Origin of the sequence: Nocardia sp. NPDC057668, from assembly GCF_042799795.1 — a bacterium.
GTDB lineage: Bacteria > Actinomycetota > Actinomycetes > Mycobacteriales > Mycobacteriaceae > Nocardia.
The window spans coordinates 59502-75116 of sequence record NZ_JBHVIC010000002.1 but is presented as its reverse complement, the minus strand read 5'-3'; the positions used below and the strand labels follow the sequence as shown (position 1 = coordinate 75116).

16 protein-coding genes are annotated in these 15615 nt (G+C 69.0%); 8 read left to right on the top strand and 8 right to left on the bottom strand.

What is annotated here, in order from left to right:
- Positions 1-86 precede the first annotated feature (86 nt).
- The 3 genes from ACFVBH_RS13290 to ACFVBH_RS13280 are packed head-to-tail and all read right to left on the bottom strand — an operon-like array spanning position 87 to position 1736.
- On the bottom strand, positions 87-917 hold the full coding sequence (locus ACFVBH_RS13290; RefSeq protein WP_379001843.1) for a helix-turn-helix domain-containing protein: 831 nt from the start codon (positions 915-917) through the stop codon (positions 87-89).
- Positions 914-1429, bottom strand: a complete 516-nt coding sequence (locus ACFVBH_RS13285; RefSeq protein WP_379001841.1) for a DUF6879 family protein — start codon at positions 1427-1429, stop codon at positions 914-916. The genes ACFVBH_RS13290 and ACFVBH_RS13285 overlap by 4 nt, the downstream gene beginning before the upstream one ends.
- On the bottom strand, positions 1410-1736 hold the full coding sequence (locus ACFVBH_RS13280) for a hypothetical protein (protein WP_379001839.1): 327 nt from the start codon (positions 1734-1736) through the stop codon (positions 1410-1412). Before ACFVBH_RS13280 ends, ACFVBH_RS13285 begins: the two co-directional genes overlap by 20 nt.
- Positions 1737-1815: 79 nt before the next feature.
- Between ACFVBH_RS13280 and ACFVBH_RS13275 the strand changes: the two genes are divergently transcribed.
- Together ACFVBH_RS13275 and ACFVBH_RS13270 are read left to right on the top strand one after the other, a co-directional pair.
- Positions 1816-2163 (top strand): hypothetical protein, encoded by a 348-nt coding sequence (locus ACFVBH_RS13275; protein WP_379001838.1) that lies wholly within the window; start codon positions 1816-1818, stop codon positions 2161-2163.
- A gap of 46 nt (positions 2164-2209) precedes the next feature.
- On the top strand, positions 2210-3169 hold the full coding sequence (locus tag ACFVBH_RS13270; RefSeq protein ID WP_379001836.1) for a DNA polymerase domain-containing protein: 960 nt from the start codon (positions 2210-2212) through the stop codon (positions 3167-3169).
- 54 nt (positions 3170-3223) lie between these two features.
- Here ACFVBH_RS13270 and ACFVBH_RS13265 read toward each other — a convergent pair whose 3' ends face one another.
- The gene (locus ACFVBH_RS13265; protein WP_354985527.1) at positions 3224-3436 is read right to left on the bottom strand and encodes a DUF5302 domain-containing protein; all 213 of its coding nucleotides are present in this window, start codon (positions 3434-3436) and stop codon (positions 3224-3226) included.
- A 182-nt stretch (positions 3437-3618) separates the two neighbouring features.
- On the opposite strand from ACFVBH_RS13265, the gene ACFVBH_RS13260 reads away from it, so the two are divergent.
- Positions 3619-4512, top strand: coding sequence for a bile acid:sodium symporter family protein (locus ACFVBH_RS13260; protein WP_379001834.1), 894 nt, complete (start codon positions 3619-3621; stop codon positions 4510-4512).
- A gap of 52 nt (positions 4513-4564) precedes the next feature.
- Here ACFVBH_RS13260 and ACFVBH_RS13255 read toward each other — a convergent pair whose 3' ends face one another.
- Positions 4565-4981 (bottom strand): nuclear transport factor 2 family protein, encoded by a 417-nt coding sequence (locus ACFVBH_RS13255; RefSeq protein WP_379001832.1) that lies wholly within the window; start codon positions 4979-4981, stop codon positions 4565-4567.
- Between the two features lie 215 nt (positions 4982-5196).
- Here ACFVBH_RS13255 and ACFVBH_RS13250 point away from each other — a divergent pair, with 215 nt between their 5' ends.
- The 4 genes from ACFVBH_RS13250 (at position 5197) to ACFVBH_RS13235 (ending at position 9382) form a co-directional block, all read left to right on the top strand.
- On the top strand, positions 5197-6525 hold the full coding sequence (locus tag ACFVBH_RS13250) for an MFS transporter (protein WP_379001830.1): 1329 nt from the start codon (positions 5197-5199) through the stop codon (positions 6523-6525).
- A gap of 118 nt (positions 6526-6643) precedes the next feature.
- Positions 6644-7300, top strand: coding sequence for a VC0807 family protein (locus ACFVBH_RS13245; RefSeq protein WP_379001828.1), 657 nt, complete (start codon positions 6644-6646; stop codon positions 7298-7300).
- A 136-nt stretch (positions 7301-7436) separates the two neighbouring features.
- On the top strand, positions 7437-7928 hold the full coding sequence (locus ACFVBH_RS13240) for a VOC family protein (protein WP_379001826.1): 492 nt from the start codon (positions 7437-7439) through the stop codon (positions 7926-7928).
- Entirely contained in the window at positions 7925-9382 is a 1458-nt protein-coding gene (locus ACFVBH_RS13235) for an FAD-binding protein (protein WP_379001824.1), read from the top strand. Before ACFVBH_RS13240 ends, ACFVBH_RS13235 begins: the two co-directional genes overlap by 4 nt.
- On the opposite strand, the gene ACFVBH_RS13230 is transcribed toward ACFVBH_RS13235, so the two are convergent.
- A complete protein-coding gene (locus ACFVBH_RS13230; protein ID WP_379001822.1) occupies positions 9358-11976 on the bottom strand; it encodes a DUF4132 domain-containing protein in 2619 nt (872 codons plus the stop codon). The genes ACFVBH_RS13235 and ACFVBH_RS13230 overlap by 25 nt on opposite strands.
- Positions 11977-12146: 170 nt before the next feature.
- Between ACFVBH_RS13230 and ACFVBH_RS13225 the strand changes: the two genes are divergently transcribed.
- Positions 12147-14261: a prolyl oligopeptidase family protein gene (locus tag ACFVBH_RS13225; RefSeq protein ID WP_379001820.1), complete on the top strand. Its 2115-nt coding sequence runs from the start codon at positions 12147-12149 to the stop codon at positions 14259-14261.
- Between the two features lie 4 nt (positions 14262-14265).
- Here ACFVBH_RS13225 and ACFVBH_RS13220 read toward each other — a convergent pair whose 3' ends face one another.
- Positions 14266-14889, bottom strand: a complete 624-nt coding sequence (locus ACFVBH_RS13220) for a TetR/AcrR family transcriptional regulator (protein ID WP_354985518.1) — start codon at positions 14887-14889, stop codon at positions 14266-14268.
- Between the two features lie 99 nt (positions 14890-14988).
- Complete coding sequence (locus ACFVBH_RS13215) at positions 14989-15582, bottom strand: TetR/AcrR family transcriptional regulator (protein ID WP_354985517.1); 594 nt, start codon at positions 15580-15582, stop codon at positions 14989-14991.
- Positions 15583-15615: the final 33 nt, after the last annotated feature.

Genomic DNA, 15615 nt, shown 5'->3' with positions numbered 1-15615 from the left:
CGAAAATGAGTCTGTCGGAGGTCAGAGCGGCGCGAGGGCGGTAGGGCCGGGGTTCCCGGGTATCTCCGCGGCGCGGTGGGCATGGGCTAATCGAATGCTCGAAGTGCCCGGTGGATGAGATCTCGGGCCGCTCGGCCGTGGTGCGCCCGATCAGCAAGCGTGGTGAATGTCCGCTCGTACAGCGCGATCTCATGGGGTTGAGTGATCGTCGACTCGGCTGTGATCGTCTCGATCAGGACCGCCTTCTGGTCATAGATTGCGAATTCCGTTGTGCGATAGAAGAACTTGGCATTCAGTGGCACTATGCCAATCACGGCATTCGGCAGGGTCATCGCGTCGAGCAGGTGTGACAACTGACCGCGCGCGATCTCACTGCTGCCCACGGTGGCATACAGTGCTTGTTCGCCGACCAGGAAGTAGAACCTGTGGCGGCCTTGTCGCAGGACGGCCTGCCGTTGCATCCGTGCTGCGATCGCGGTGTTCAGATCCTGGCTGATGTGCAGGAAGCCGGCGGCGGCCGTCAGGATCGCACGGGCGTAGTTCTCGGTCTGCAACAGACCGTGAAAGACCTGCGGGTCATAGCTGCGGAGTAGTTCCGTGCGGGATTCCAGGCCGCCGATCTCGCCCTGGTGGCGCGCGTGTCCTGTGCCGACAATGCGCCGCCATTCCATCCAAGCGGCGTTCACGTTGCGAAGCGTGGCCCGCAGATCGGGGTAAGCCAGCTCTGCCCCGGTCAGCCGACACCAGATCTCCAGATCGGCTTCGGTGAGCGAGTGAGCGCCGTTCTCGATTCGGGAGACCTTCGACGCCGACCACCGAGCCTGTTCGGCGAGTTGGTAGGCGCGCAGGTGCGCCGCGAGTCGGAGATCACGAAGCCGTGCCCCGAGGTCGCGGCGTGCCTGCCGAACGTTGGTCACCTCGCGTAGTCGTTGTGCTGAATTGCTTTACTCCACAGTTGGTTTCGAAGTTGAGCGTAGTGGTCTGCTATCGCGGGGTCGGTGCTGGCTACCCAGCCCGGCAGCGCGGTTCCGTCTCGCTTGAATACCGTCCATGCGACGAGGTGATCATCGAAAAGCCACCAGTCGTCGTCCGGCAGACTGACCGGAGCGCGATTCCGGGGAAGCCACCGTATGTCGTCGCCCACTGCGAGACTCCCCGCCGTGGTGGACAGGGCGAACCGGATGTAGTCGCTGTGCGGCTCGGTCACTACGCGTACCCGCTGTACCGCGGTTCCGTAGCTGGTGACCTGTTTCATCAGTGCGTACCACTGGGCGGTGAACTCCGGATCGAGCGGTTGCCCGGTCAGGAAGCGTTCCAGCGCTTCGGCTTCACCGGGGACGCCGGTGTAATCGTCGCGGACCTCGAGATGGAACGCGCGCTCATGACTGTGGAACGCCTTCACGAGTTCGTCAAAGTCCATGTGGTGCATCGCGCCTCCGTTCTCGACCGATCGTGACCTCGATCGCCGTTTCGTGGTCCGGTGGCTGTATCCGGCCCAGTGCTTCCGGATCGGTCACGGGCTCGCCGGTGACGGTGAAGGTACCGTGCCCGCTGTCGTGAAGCGTGGCACCGAAGCAGGTTCCCGGCTTCAGGAACTGAATCAGCCGATGCGGTATCTCGATCGTGTCGACCCGGTCGGTTCGCCAGCCTTGAATGACATAGGTGCTGCGATCGCTGTGAAACAGAGTGGGCGATTGTCCGTTGACGGAGTCTCCGCCGAGTCGTTCGAGCTTCATCGGAATCCCCCTATGGGTGGAGTGGAGACCTCGCTGCGATCGAAAATCCGCCGTGGACCCGGACGAATCAGGGGATGAGATGGACTACCGGCCAACGTGTCTGGGGTATGTGAACGTGGAGGTGTCGGGGCGGAGCCGGGGGCGGGACGAGACCGAGATCCGTACGCTCGCCGAGCGGTTCGGCTACGACTTCTCGGACATGGTGGTGTACGACCCGAAGTTCGGCCGGCCGCCGTTGGCTCGGCTCAACGCCCAGATCACCCGGTTGGACGCCGAGGCGGTGATCGTGCCTTCGCTGGCGCACCTGATGGACGTGGTGCCCGAGCCGCTGGTCGGGCGGGTCGACGTGATCACCGTGCATCCCGAGCGCACCTATGCCCGGGAGGCGTCGGCGTCCCGGTGGGATCTGCCGTCGGCCCGGCCGTAGCGCCGTGTCGGTTGACGCGGGTGCGGATGGGGCGCATGGTGGGCCGATGGGCGACGGGGTTCGGGACGGGCTGAAGTTCAGCAGTTTGGGTGATCCGCTGTTCGATGGCGCGGAGGCCACCAAGGGCGAGCTCATCGACTATCTGGAGGCGGTCGGGGAGCGGCTCGTGCCGGGGCTGCGGGAGCGGCCGCTGTCGGTGGTGCGGGTGCGGCCGGGGCAGGAGCCGTTCATGCAGAAAAACCTGCCCAAGTACACGCCCGACTGGGTGCAGCGCGTGACCCTGTGGGCGGGCAGCTCGAAACGCGAAGTCACCTACGCGCTCTGCGAGGACGTCCGCACCCTGCTGTGGTTCGGAAACCAGCGCGCGGTCGAGTACCACGTCACCCTGCTGCTCGCCGAGCAACTGCACGACTACTCCGGCGGGCCAACGCATCTCGTCCTCGACATCGACCCCGCGCCCGAACAGCCGTTCACGCAGGCCGTGGCCGCGGCGGAGCTGATCCGCCGGGCGCTGGCGGCCGACGGCCTCGCGGGCGCGGTGAAAACCAGTGGCTCCAAAGGCGTTCACATCTTCGTCCCGGTCACGGACGCGGGCCTGGAGGACGCCGCTGCCGCCACCCGAGCCATCGCGGCCCGCGCCGAACGCCTCGATCCCGCACTCGCCACCACGGCTTTCATCCGAGAAGACCGGGGCGGCAAGGTCTTTCTCGATTCGACCCGCGCGGGCGGAGCCACCGTCGTGGCCGCGTACAGCCCGCGGATCCGGCCCGGTGCGACGGTGTCGTTCCCGGTGAGCTGGTCGGACCTGCCCGCTGTTCACCCGCGCGACTTCACGATTCGCACGGCGCTGAAACAGCTCGGCGACCGTGATCCCTGGGCCGAGGACATGCCCGCCCCGCAGCGCCTGCCCGCCGACCTGATCGCCGAGGGCCACACCATCCCGGTGGCCCGGGTGCAGGCCATGCACGAAGGCAAACGCCGGGCACGCGCCCGCCGCGACACCTGACGGAACGAAAAACGGCCCCCGGCAGCGACGCTGCCGGGGGCCGAGTTCGCGGTCCTATCCGCCCGCGCGACGCCGGAAGGTGCGCTTGCCACCCGCGGCGGCGTGCGCGCCGTGCACCTTTCCGGTGTTCTTGCCGGCCCCGCCCGCCGCGGCGTTCGTTCCGTTCTTCCGCTCGAGGGCTTCCCGGAACTTCCGCTTGGTCGCCTCCTGTGGCGACTCCTGCACCGCGTCCGCGGAATTCGCTTGGACTTCTTGTTCATCGGCCATGGGCCCAGCCTCCCACCTTCGAGCCTCCGCGCGGCACTCGATTACCGAGCACAACTCCTATTAGGGCGATTTGTCCGGTTATGCTGCGACCCGGGTCACTCTCGAGCTACCCTCCATCCAATCTGAGACGAGTCGGTCTCAGATATGGGTCCACGGACCCGGCTCGATGATTGAGGAACACCATGAACTCACCGTTCGTCTCCGTGGGACTGCCGCTGGCCCTGGCCGCGATCATGTTCGGCCTCGGGCTCTCGCTCACGGCCGAGGACTTCACCCGGATCGCCCGGACCCCGAAGACCGTCGCCGTAGCGCTGGCCTGCCAGCTGCTGATTCTGCCCGCGGTGGCGTTCGGCCTGGTGCTGCTGTTCGACCTGACGCCGATCCTCGCGGTCGGCATGATGCTGCTCGCGGCCTCCCCGGGCGGGACGACGGCCAATCTGTTCAGCCACCTGTTCCGCGGTGACGTCGCGCTGAACGTCTCGCTCACCGCGGTCAACTCGATCATCGCCGTGGTCACCGTCCCGCTGGTCACCAACTTCGCGATCGGCTACTTCGACCCCAGCGACGGATCCGGAACGCTCGGACTGCAATTCGGCAAGGCGGTCCAGGTCTTCGCGATCGTGCTCATCCCGGTCGTGCTCGGCATGGTGGTGCGCAAGTACGCGGTCGGGTTCGCGGACCGCATGGACCGCCCCGTGCGAATCGGCTCCGCGCTGGTGCTCACCATCGTCGTCGCGGGCACCATCGCGGCCGAGCGCGCCAACCTCGGCGACTACTTCGTGCAGGTCGGCGCCATCGTCGTGCTGTTCTGCGTCATCAGCCTGACCGCCGGCTACTTCATCCCGCGCTGGCTCGGTATCGACTTCCGGCAGGCCATCGCCTGCTCGATGGAGGTCGGCGTGCACAACAGCACGATCGCCATCACCATCGCGATCAGCGTGCTGGACAGCACCGAGATGGCGGTTCCGGCGGCGGTGTACGGCGTGCTGATGTTCCCGCTCGCGGCCTCGGTCGGCTGGCTGCTGACCCGGCAGCGCGCGGCCGAGCCCGAGGTGGCCGAGCCCATCGCGGACTGACTCCGGCCCGGCCCGGCCCCGGCGCGGGCCGGGCCGCGACCCGCGAATTCGCCTACGCCCCGGCGGTTTCGCGCAGGACCTGGTCGGTGGCCTCCTGCTGGATGCGCTCGAACTGCGCGCCCATGGCGGCGGCCAGGGCCTGCGCACCCGAGAGCGGGCGCACCATGACCATGAATTCGACGATCTTGCCGTGCTCGTCGAAGGTGAGGAAGTCGCAGCCGGTGACGGCCTTGCCGTCGACCTTGGTCTCGAACAGCAGCGCGTGGTCGCGGCCGTTCTCGTTCGCGATCTCGCGGACGTAGTGGAAGTCCTCGAACACGCGCAGCACCCCGCGCAGGATGGCCGCGGTGATGGCCTTGCCCGGATAGGGCTTGAAGGCGACGGGGCTGATGAACACCACGTCATCGGCGAGCAGGGCCTCGATGGCCTCGGCGTCGCGGGCCTCGACGGCCTGTCGGAAGGAAGTCACCGAACACCTCGCATATGCAACTCGTTGAATAGACGTTGGGGACCCTACCCGGCCGCGCGCCGGAACGCCATGCCCGCCCACCCGCGGCGCCGATTCAGGAAAGTCGGCGTCGGCGGCGTGTCGCCCGGGTCCGGCACCCGGCGTCGCGGGTACGTTCGCCAACGCTTGCTTGTTATTAGCTAACCGAGGTGTTCGAGGCGTCCGCGAGGAGAGCTATGACAACCGTCATCGACGATGCCCCCTTCACCGGATTCCACAAACGACTCGCCATCGCGTGTTCGGGCGGACCGCTGCTGGACGGCTACATCCTGAGCATCGTCGGCACCGCGCTCATCGGCATGACCCCCGAACTCGATCTGAGCACCGCCGACATCTCGCTGATCGGCGCCGCCGCCCTGGTCGGAATGTTCGTCGGGGGCGCGCTCTTCGGCGTGCTGACCGACAAGATCGGCCGCGAGGTCATGTACACCGCCGACCTGGTCGTCATGGCGGCCTGCTCTATCGCGTCCTTCTGGGCCGAATCCATCTGGCTCATCGTCATTCTGCGGTTCGTGCTCGGCATGGCGGTCGCCGCCGACTATCCGATCGCCACATCGTTGCTGGGAGAGTGGTTGCCGCTCAAGCAGCGCGGCAAACTGCTCGGCTTCCAGATCGTGGCCTGGTACGCCGGATCGGTCCTGGCCTACGTGGTCGGCTACCTCTGCCTGACCTTCATCGGCGACGGCAGCTGGCGCTGGCAGCTCGCCAGCGGCGCGGTGCTGTGCGCGTTCTTCCTGATCATCCGGCAGAGCACCGCCCCGGAGTCACCGCGCTGGCTGGCCCAGCACGGCAAGCCGGAGAAGGCCGCCCGAATGATCGAGAAGTACCTGCACGTCAAGGTCGATCCGGCGGATCTGATCGAGGGTGACGTGTCCCTGGAGGAGCACGGCTCGATTCGCGCTCTGCTGCACACGAAATACCGCAAGCGCCTGGCCTTCTGCTGCGGCTTCTTCGTCTGCCAGGTCACCGTGCTGTTCGCCATGCTCACCTTCGGCCCGCAGATCCTGACCTCCTTCGGCATGCCCGAGGGCACCTGGATGGACACCCTCGGCACCGCGCTCATCAGCATGGTCTTCCTCATCGGCTGCCTGCCCGCCATGCGGTTGATCGACACCATCGGCCGCCGCCCGGTCATCGTCTGGTGCTTCGGGCTCATGGTGCTGCCGGTGCTGTTCATCGGCCTCTGGCCCGGTATGCCCGCGATGCTCGCCTTCCTCATGCTGTGCCTGTACGCCTTCTTCTGCGGCGGCCCGAACGTGCTGGACTGGACCTATCCGAACGAGCTGTTCCCCACGCACATTCGAGCCACGGCGGTCGGGGTGACCACCTCGGTCAGCCGCATCGGCGCGGCGCTGGGCACCTTCCTGCTGCCGTGGTCGCTGACCAATCTGGGGATGGGGCCGACGTTCCTGTACGCGGCCGGGATCACCGTCATCGGCTTCCTCATCTGCCTGTGGGGCGCGCCGGAAACCAAGGGCCGCAGCCTCGAGTCCGCGGCGTCCTAGCCGCACCGCCCATGACGACTGTCATGGGCGGACCGTGATGGTTGGCAGGTCCGCCGGGGTTTCGCCGTCCGTAGCGTCATTTCTCGTAGCGCACAGTCGAATACGAGGAGTGCCAGCCATGACCACCACCGCGCCCGCCGTGACCGCCCCGCAGGGCAAGACCGACCGCCCGTCGCTCGTGAGCATGCTCGCGCCCATCGCCCGCGACATCGCGATTCCGGTCGCCGCGTACTACGCGCTGCACGCGCTGGGGTACTCGGACCTGGTCGCCCTGCTGGGCGGCGCGCTGTGCTCGGCCGCCATCGTCGTCTTCGGGGCGGTGCGGGCGCGCCAGGTCGATCTTTTCGCGGGTGTCGTGCTCGGCGGCTTCCTGGTCGGGCTGGCCGGCGCGCTGGTGAGCGGGGACGCGCGCATGGTGATCGTGCGGGAATCCTTCGGCACCGTGGTCGTCGGCGCCGCCTTCCTGATCAGCGCGCTGATCGGCAAGCCGCTGACCTACGCCGCCGCGCGCAAGGCGTTCGCCGCATCGCCGCACCTGCACGTCATGGAGGAGGCGTACCGCACCAATCCGGCGGTGCGACGGCTGCATTCGACCTTGGCCCTGGCCTGGGGCATCGCCCTGGTGAGCGAGTCGGCGCTGCGGATCGTGCTGGCCTACCGGCTGCCGGTGAGCACCATGGCGTGGCTGTCCAGCGTGCTGATGATCGGTGTCATGAGCATCATGGGCGTCGTGTCGTTCCTGGTGATCAAGCTGATCAAGCGGACCGCGAACTAGTCGCCGGTTCGCGATGGCCCGGCCCCTCGGGGGCCGGGCCATCGCCGTGTTCGCGCCCGGGTCAGTTGTGAGTTTGCGGACTGCGCATTTAAGCGGTTGTGATTAACTGCCGGGAGGATCGGTGAATGGAGCGAGCATGACGGTGGCGCACGGGCCGATCACCCAGATCGCATGGGTGGTCCCCGACATCGAGCGGAGCGAGAGCTTCCTGGGCACTGTGCTCGGCGCGCGCAAGTGGACGCGCATGCCCGAGGTGCACTTCGGGCCCGAAACGTGCACCTACCGCGGCGCGCCCGCGGACTTCACCGCGCACATCGCGCTCGCCTACAACGGCGACACCCAGCTCGAGCTGATCCAGCCGGTGCGCGGCGACTCCATCTACACCGAATTCCTGAACGCCTCCGGGCCGGGACTGCACCACATCTGCGTGGAGCCCGAGGACTTCGACGAGACGTTGAAAGACGCCGCGGCGCTGGGTCTGGACGTGGTGCAGCGCGGCGACATGGCGGGGCAGATGCGCTTCGCCTACCTGGACGGCGCGGCGGCCGGAGTGCCCTTCATCGAGGTGGCCGAGGTCGGCGAGAATATGCGGAAGTTCTTCGAACAGATCAAGAGGGAAGCACAGTGAGCGCACGGCCGGTCAATATTGTTGCGGCGGAATCGATTACCGAGTGGAGCGCCGAGGTCGACGTGCTCGTCGCCGGCTTCGGCATCGCCGGTGGCTGCGCCGCGGTCGAAGCCGCGAGCCGCGGCGCGCGGGTGCTGCTGCTCGAGCGCGCGGCCGTGGCCGGCGGCACCACCGCGCTGGCCGGCGGCCACTTCTACCTCGGCGGCGGCACCCCCGTGCAGCAGGCCACCGGGCACGCGGATTCGGCCGAGGAGATGTACAAGTACCTCACTTCGGTTGCGCGCGAACCCGAACCGGAGAAGATCCGCGCCTACTGCGACGGCAGCGTCGAGCACTTCACCTGGCTGGAGAGCCTGGGATTCGAATTCGAGCGCAGTTACTACCCGGAGAAGGCGGTCATCCAGCCCGGCACCGAGGGGCTGATGTACACCGGCAACGAGAAGGTCTTCCCGTACCGAGATCAGGCCGTGCCCGCCCCGCGCGGGCACAAGGTGCCGGTGCCCGGCGACACCCAGGGCGCGGCGCTGGTGATCGACCTGCTGGTCAAGCGGGCGGCCGCGCTCGAGGTCGACGTCTGGTACGAGACCGGGGTGACCGACCTGATCGCCGACCCGGACGGGACCATCGTCGGGGTGAGCTGGCGCCGGCCCGGGGAAACCGGTGCGGTGCGGGCGAAGTCGGTCGTGCTGGCCACCGGCGGTTTCGTCATGAACGCCGACATGGTCGCCGAACATGTGCCGTGGCTGGCGGAGAAGCCCTTCGTGCTCGGCACCACCTACGACGACGGCATCGGCCTGCGCCTGGGCCTGGCCGCGGGCGGCGCGGCGCGAAACATGAAGCAGGCCTTCGTGACCGCGCCGGTGTACCCGCCCGCCATGCTGCTCACCGGCCTGGTGGTCAATCGCGACGGACAGCGCTTCGTGGCCGAGGATTCCTATCACGCCCGCACCTCGGCGTTCGTGCTCGAACAGCCGGATGCCGCGGCGTATCTGATCGTGGACTCCGAGCACATGGAACGGCCCATGTTCCCGCTGGCCCCGTTCATCGACGGCTGGGAGACGGTCGAGGAGATGGCGACCGCGCTCGGAATCCCCTTCGAGGCACTGCAATCCACCCTCGACCGCTACAACGAGAACGCCGCGCGGGGTGAGGACCCGGACTTCGGCAAATCGGCGGACTTCCTCGCCGCGCAGGACACCGGGCCGTGGGCGGCCTTCGACCTGACCCTGGGCAAGGCGCTGTACGCGGGCTTCACCCTCGGCGGCCTGTACACCTCCGCCGACGGGGAAGTGCTGCGCGAGAACGGTTCACCGATCCCCGGCCTGTACGCCGCCGGTGCGGCCGCCGCGACCCTGGCCCAGGACGGCAAGGGCTATTCGAGCGGCACCCAGCTCGGCGCGGGGTCGTTCTTCGGCCGCCGAGCCGGGGCTCACGCGGCCAGCCGCTCCAGCTGACGCAGCAGCTCGGAGGCGGTGACCGGGTCGAAGGCGGCGAACGTGCCACCGGTCAGCCGCACCGAGACCACCCGCTGTTCCTCCGCCTCGTAGCTGTATCCGCCCTGAATCCCGGGAGACAGGGCGACCCGCACCACGCGGAACGTACCGAACCTGCGGTAGATGCCGTCGTGCGAGACCACCCAGCCGTATTTGCGCAGACCGTAGATGCGGCCGGTGGTAATCCGCCGATCCGCGAAGCGGTCGAGGGTCTCCCCGGCGGCTTCTTCGGGGGTGAAGCCGTGCACGTCGCGATCGAGCTGCTCGAAGGGCTGGAGCAGCTCGTAGTCCCGGAACTGTTCCCGCCAGCGGGGCAGCGAATCGCCCAGGTGCAGCGGGTGCGCGATGCCGAGCAGGGCGTCCTCGGCGAGCTCGTACGGCTCGTCGTCCACGTCGGCGAGACTGTGGTCCTGATCGACGCGGAACGCGCCGGCCACCGCACCCGTAGCGTCGAACTCCGCCCACACCAGGCGGCGCGCGAGGTGACCGAGCACCGGATGTTCGAGGATGAGGGAGCGGAAAGCGGGTGCCCGCCAGCGTCGTCCGTCGAGCATGGCGGATTCGAAGCGCCGAATCTGCTCGGCGGTGGCGGTTTTCAGTTCCTCGCTGAACTCCCGGAATGATCGGTAGGCGGCGGGGGCCAGCTCGGGATCGTCGGTGGCGGCGGGCCGGGGCAGCGTCCGCAGCGACCGGCCGTCGAGCATGATCCGCGGCCGCAGTTCATGATCCAGCGACACGGTGAACCGGCGGGAACCGTAGTCCAGGGTCCGGACGCCCGCGGCCAGGCCGAGCTGGGGGACCACCCGGTCGGCCAGCTCCTGCTCGTTCAGGCCCAGCGCGGCCGAGAGCGCTTCGACCTTCTCCGCTGCCCTGGTCCGCACGCTGTCGTGGCGGCTGCGCTCGGCGATGCCGTGCAGCTGGGTGAGCGCGACGTCGCCGCCGATCGCGGCGATCACCTCGACCGCCTCGACGGCGCGGGCGCTGCCGGATTTGCTGGGCCAGGCATTGATGAACGGGACCAGTTGGCGCACGGTGTCGTCGGTGCCGACCAGGGCCAGCGTGCGCAGCACCCAGCCGCTCTTGGCGGGATAGGCCGCCAGGTGCCAGGCGTCGAAGATCGCCCAGCCGAACGCGGCGGCGGATACCGGATCCACGGCCGCGATCACCTCCGGGGTTCCGGGTGCGTCGCCGTCCGGTCCCCACGCCATGAGCAGGCTCACCCAGCGCACGGCGGCGGCCTCGGGCAGCGCCCGGTCCGATCCGCGCACACGCAGCTGTGGAAGGAGCTGGGGCGCAAGCCATTTGGGGACGCGCGCACCCCGCTTCGGTGCGGCTGCGGTCAAGACGGAGGGTAGTTCGTCGGGGGCTGCCTCGGGCAGTCGCCGGGCCGTTTCGAGAAGTGGAACTGCCTGCTCGGCAACATATTCCGAGACCAGCTCCGGATGCTCGACCGCGTGCAGGCGCAGTGCGCGCACGACTTCGGGCGCGCCGGACGCCGCCGCCTGCCGGGACAGCAGGCGCATGGCCCGCTTCGGATACCGGGCCGTGGCCCGGGTCAGCTCGGCCCGGACGGCCTTGTGGTCCATGCGGTCCAGCAGCGCCTGATACGCGGCATCGGTGGGGATCTCGGACAGCTGGACGGCGAGGGGTTTGACGTCCTGCGCGGTCCGCGTGCCTTCGCGCCGGAACTCGGCCTCGATGACCGGAACCGCGTCCGGCCCGACCTGGGTCAGCAGACTGTAGAAGGGCGCGTCGCCCCGCATGAGCGGCTGTGTGATCTCCAGGAAGCGGGTCAGCTGCGCCGGTGTGGTGAGCGCGCTGACCAGCATGGACACCGGATGGTCGTACGGGGACGAACGGGGCAGTCCGGCCAGATCCTGATCGAGCCAGTGTCGTTGTTCCGGAAGCAGATACGAGGTCGCCAGCCGCGCCCACAGCGCGCCAGGATCGGATCGCAACGCCGTGAGCCGCCGGACCGCGTCGGTGTGGTCCGCGTCCGGCGCGGTGGCGAGGTCCGCGCGCACCCGCGTGGCGATGTTCCCGAAGTTGGTCCAGCCGATGTGGTCGCCGGGCAGGACGCGAACCTCGTTGTGCCAGCCGCCTTCCGGTCGCCGGACGCGCTCGATCCGGAAGCTCCGGTTCCACACCGTCGCCTCGGCGGCGAACCCCACGCCGTGCTCGAGCACCCAGCTGTCGGCGAAGAGATCGGCGAACTCCGCGCGCACGTGGTCGTAGTGCTCGATCATCGCACCGCAGCAGGACCAGCGGTCGTAGGCCACCAGTCCCCAGACGAGCCCGGCCCCGATCGGCGTCGCCGCCGACTCCGGGGCGTCGAGATAGGTCCGGGCGGCATCGGCGACGTCACCGAGCCCGGCGGCGCGCAGCTGCGCCAGACTCTCGGTGATGCTCGATCGGAACGGCTCCAGCGCCGCGCCGAGCGCCGCGGTCGCCGCGGGATCGATTGCGCGCGCCCGCAACTCCCCGTGCCCGCGGAACGGTTCTGCCCGCGCCCACCAGTGTTCGGGCACGGTCCACAGATCCTCGTCGTGCGTCATCTCGCCTCGTCGCGCGCTCCCCGCCATACCCGCATAATGCCGCCGGGTACCGACAGTGCCGCGCCCGGGTACCCGCCCGCCGTACCCCGCCGGCATCGGCCACCCGCTGTAATCTTCCTATCGGCAACTCGAACGAGGTGGCCGCGGCATCGTCGAACCGGGGGGAAGCGATGAATCACGGCGGAATCGGACGGCGCGCGGCGCTGGCGGCCCTGGTGGTCGCGCTCGTGACGGCCTGCGGCGGATCGGATCCCGGCGCCGACCCCTACCTGTGGCTGGAGGAACTCGACAGTCCCCGGGTGCAGTCGTGGGTGGCGGCCGAGAACGCCAAAACCCTGGACGTGCTCGAAAAGGATCCGGGCTACGCCGCGAACCTCGCCACCGCGGTGGAACTCGGCAAGGCCCCGGATCGGCTGCCGCTGCCGCGATTCCACGGCGGCGCGGTCGGCAACTTCTGGCAGGACGGCGACCATCAGCGCGGCATCTGGCGCGAGACCACCGTCGCCGGATACGAAGCGCCGCAACCGGAGTGGAAGACCGTTCTGGATCTGGACGCCCTCGCCGCGGCCGAGGGCCGCAACTGGGTGTGGGAGGGCATGAACTGCGCGCCCGGCGCGGGCGCCCGCTGCCTGGTCGAGTTGTCCGACGGCGGCGCGGACGCGGTCACCGTACGGGAATTCGACAGGTCCACCGGGCAATTCGTGGCCGGTGGCTTCGTACTCGACGAAGGCAAGCAGTACACGTCCTGGATCGACGAGAACACACTGCTGGTCTCGCGGGAGTGGAACCCGGGGGACACGACGGTCTCGGGCTACCCGTACGTGGTCAAACGCTGGGAGCGCGGGCAACCGCTGGCGGACGCGACCGAGATCCTGCGCGGCGACCCCGCCGACGGTCTCGGCACCGCGCCGTTCCTGCTCGACGGCGGCCGGGGCGAGCGGGTGACCATGGTGGTGCGCCGGCCGTCCTTCTTCGAATCGCAGATCAGCCTGGTCCGGGACGGGCGGGCGGTGCGAATCGCCCTGCCGCCCAAGGTCGATGTGCAGGGACTGGTCGGCGATCGGGTGCTCGTCTCGCTGCGCCAGGACTGGACCGGCGCGGACGGGCAGGCGTTCGCCGCGGGATCGCTGATCTCGTTCGACAGGGACGCCCTGACCACCGCCCCGGACCGGCCGCGGGCCACCCTGGTCTACGCGCCCGGCCCCACCCAGACCCTGCAGCAGGTCATGACCACCCGGGCGCACCTGATCACGACCTCCCTGGACGACGTGCGCGGGCGCGCCACCGTCTACACCCCGCTGCCCGGCGGCGGCTGGTCCGCGGCCCCGGTCGCACTGCCCGAGAACGCCACCGTCGACGCCGTGGACGCCGATTCCCGCGGTGACACCGCGTATCTGACGGTCAGCTCACCGGTCACCCCGATCACGCTGTGGCGGCTCGACACCGCGGCCGGTCGCGCGGACCCGATCAAGGCTGCCCCGGCGCGCTTCGACGCCTCCCGGTTCGTGGTGGAGCAGCTCAAGGCCACGTCTCCGGACGGCACCCGGGTGCCGTACTTCATCGTGCACGCCGCGGGCATGAAGTACGACGGCAAGAACCCGACGATCATGTACGGCTACGGCGGTTTCGGTTCCAGCGAGACGCCCGGCTACAGCGGCCTGCTGGGCCGGCTCTGGCTCGAACGCGGCGGCGTCTACGTCATCGCCAACATTCGCGGCGGCGGCGAATACGGTCCCGCGTGGCACGAGGCCGCGTTGAAAACTCAGCGGCAGCGGGCCTTCGACGATTTCCGCGCCGTCGCCGACGATCTCATCGGCCGCGACGTCACCACCCCGCGCCACCTCGGCATCCAGGGCGGATCCAACGGCGGGCTGCTGATGGGCGTGCAGTTCACCCAGGCCCCGGAGCTGTGGAACGCGGTCGACATCCAGATCCCGCTGCTGGACATGGTGCGGTACGAGCAGATCGCGGCGGGCGCGTCCTGGACGGGCGAATACGGGACAGTGGCCGATCCGGCCGAACGCGCCTTCCTGCAATCGATTTCGCCCTACGCGCAGCTGCGCTCGGGGGTGTCCTACCCCAAGCCCTTCATCTGGACCACGACCAAGGACGACCGGGTCGGCCCCCAGCACGCCCGCAAGTTCGCCGCGCGACTGTCGGAACTGGGTGCGCCGTACTTCTTCTACGAGGCGACCCAGGGCGGGCACGGCTCGGGCGCGAACATCGACGAGCGCGCCCGCACCAGCGCGCTCGAGTACACCTATTTCGCCCGCCAGCTCATGTAGCCGCTCAGACGATCAACGACATCGACACCGCCACCAGCACACCCACCAGCTCGCTCACCGGCGGTCGCGGGTCCGAGAGCAGCCATTCGTGCGCGAGGCCGTTCACCGCGCCGATCAGCGCGCTGCCGGTCAGCTCCGGGGTGCTGCGCAGGCGCGAGTCGGCCCCGGCCAGCGGGCCCAGAATGATCTCGATGGTCGCGATCCACTCGTGCCTGCGGGCGCGGCGGTGCTCTTCCATGCGCTCGCTGACCCCGACGACCTCGACGAAGGCCACCTTGGCGCGGTGCGGGTCCGCGCCGACCGAACCCAGATACGCCTCCATGGCTTTGGTGACGCGCACGGTCGGGTCCGGATCGGGTCCCAGGTCGGCGACCGCCGTGGCCAGCGCGGTCGCCGCGGCCTGCTGAATGTGGTCGTAGACCGCGACGAGCACGTCCTCGCGGGTCGCGAACTCCTCGTAGAACTGCCGCTTGGACAGGCCGGCCGCCGCGCACACGTCGGCGAGCGAACAGTCTGCGTATCCGCGCTCGCCGAAGATTTCGATGGCGGCGTCGAGGAAGCGCTGTCGGCGTTCGGCTTTGCGCTCGGTGACGGCGCGCCCGCCGTACTGCCGTCCCTCGATTGTCACTGTCCGTCCTCGACTGTCGCTGGTGCCTGATGGTGGCGTCGCGGCCACCCTGTGGTCATCGTCCGAACCGTTCCAAAGGTAACGGGGACGGCCGGGAAATCAGCGACGGGGCCGCAAACCGTCCAACATGTGGGTCACGGTCTCTTCAAATAGTGCGTCGGCATCGGCGGCCGGGACGAAGCCCGAACCCACGAAAGTGGCCAGACCCTGCAGCGCCGCCATGGCGGTCAGGCACATGCGCCGCGGATCGCCGTCGACCACCTCACCGCGCGCCTGACCGTCGGCGATCATGGCCAGCGGGGTGGCCAGCGCCTGCGCGACGGCCGCCGCGATCTCCGGGGTCTGGCGCTGTTTGCGCGCGAACATGACCGCCAGCAGGGCGGGGTTCTCGATGGCGAAACCGAGGTAGGTCCGGGCCACCGCGCGAATCCGCTCCAGGAAAGTGCCGGTGGCGGCGGCCTTTTCGAGCATGGTCCCGAGTCGTTCGAAACCCTCCGCCGCGAGGGCGTCCAGCAGCGCCTGCTTGTCGCGGAAGTGCCGGCTCGGCGCGGCGTGGCTGACCCCGGTGTCCCGGGCGAGCTGGCGCAGCGAGAGCCCGTCCACCCCGGCCCGGCGCAGGAGTGCCTCGGCGCGGCGCAGCAGTTCGGCGCGGAGGTCACCGTGGTGATAGGAGCGCGAGCTGGTGATGGGCATGGTGAGAGCAGGATATCGGACACACTCCGCGAT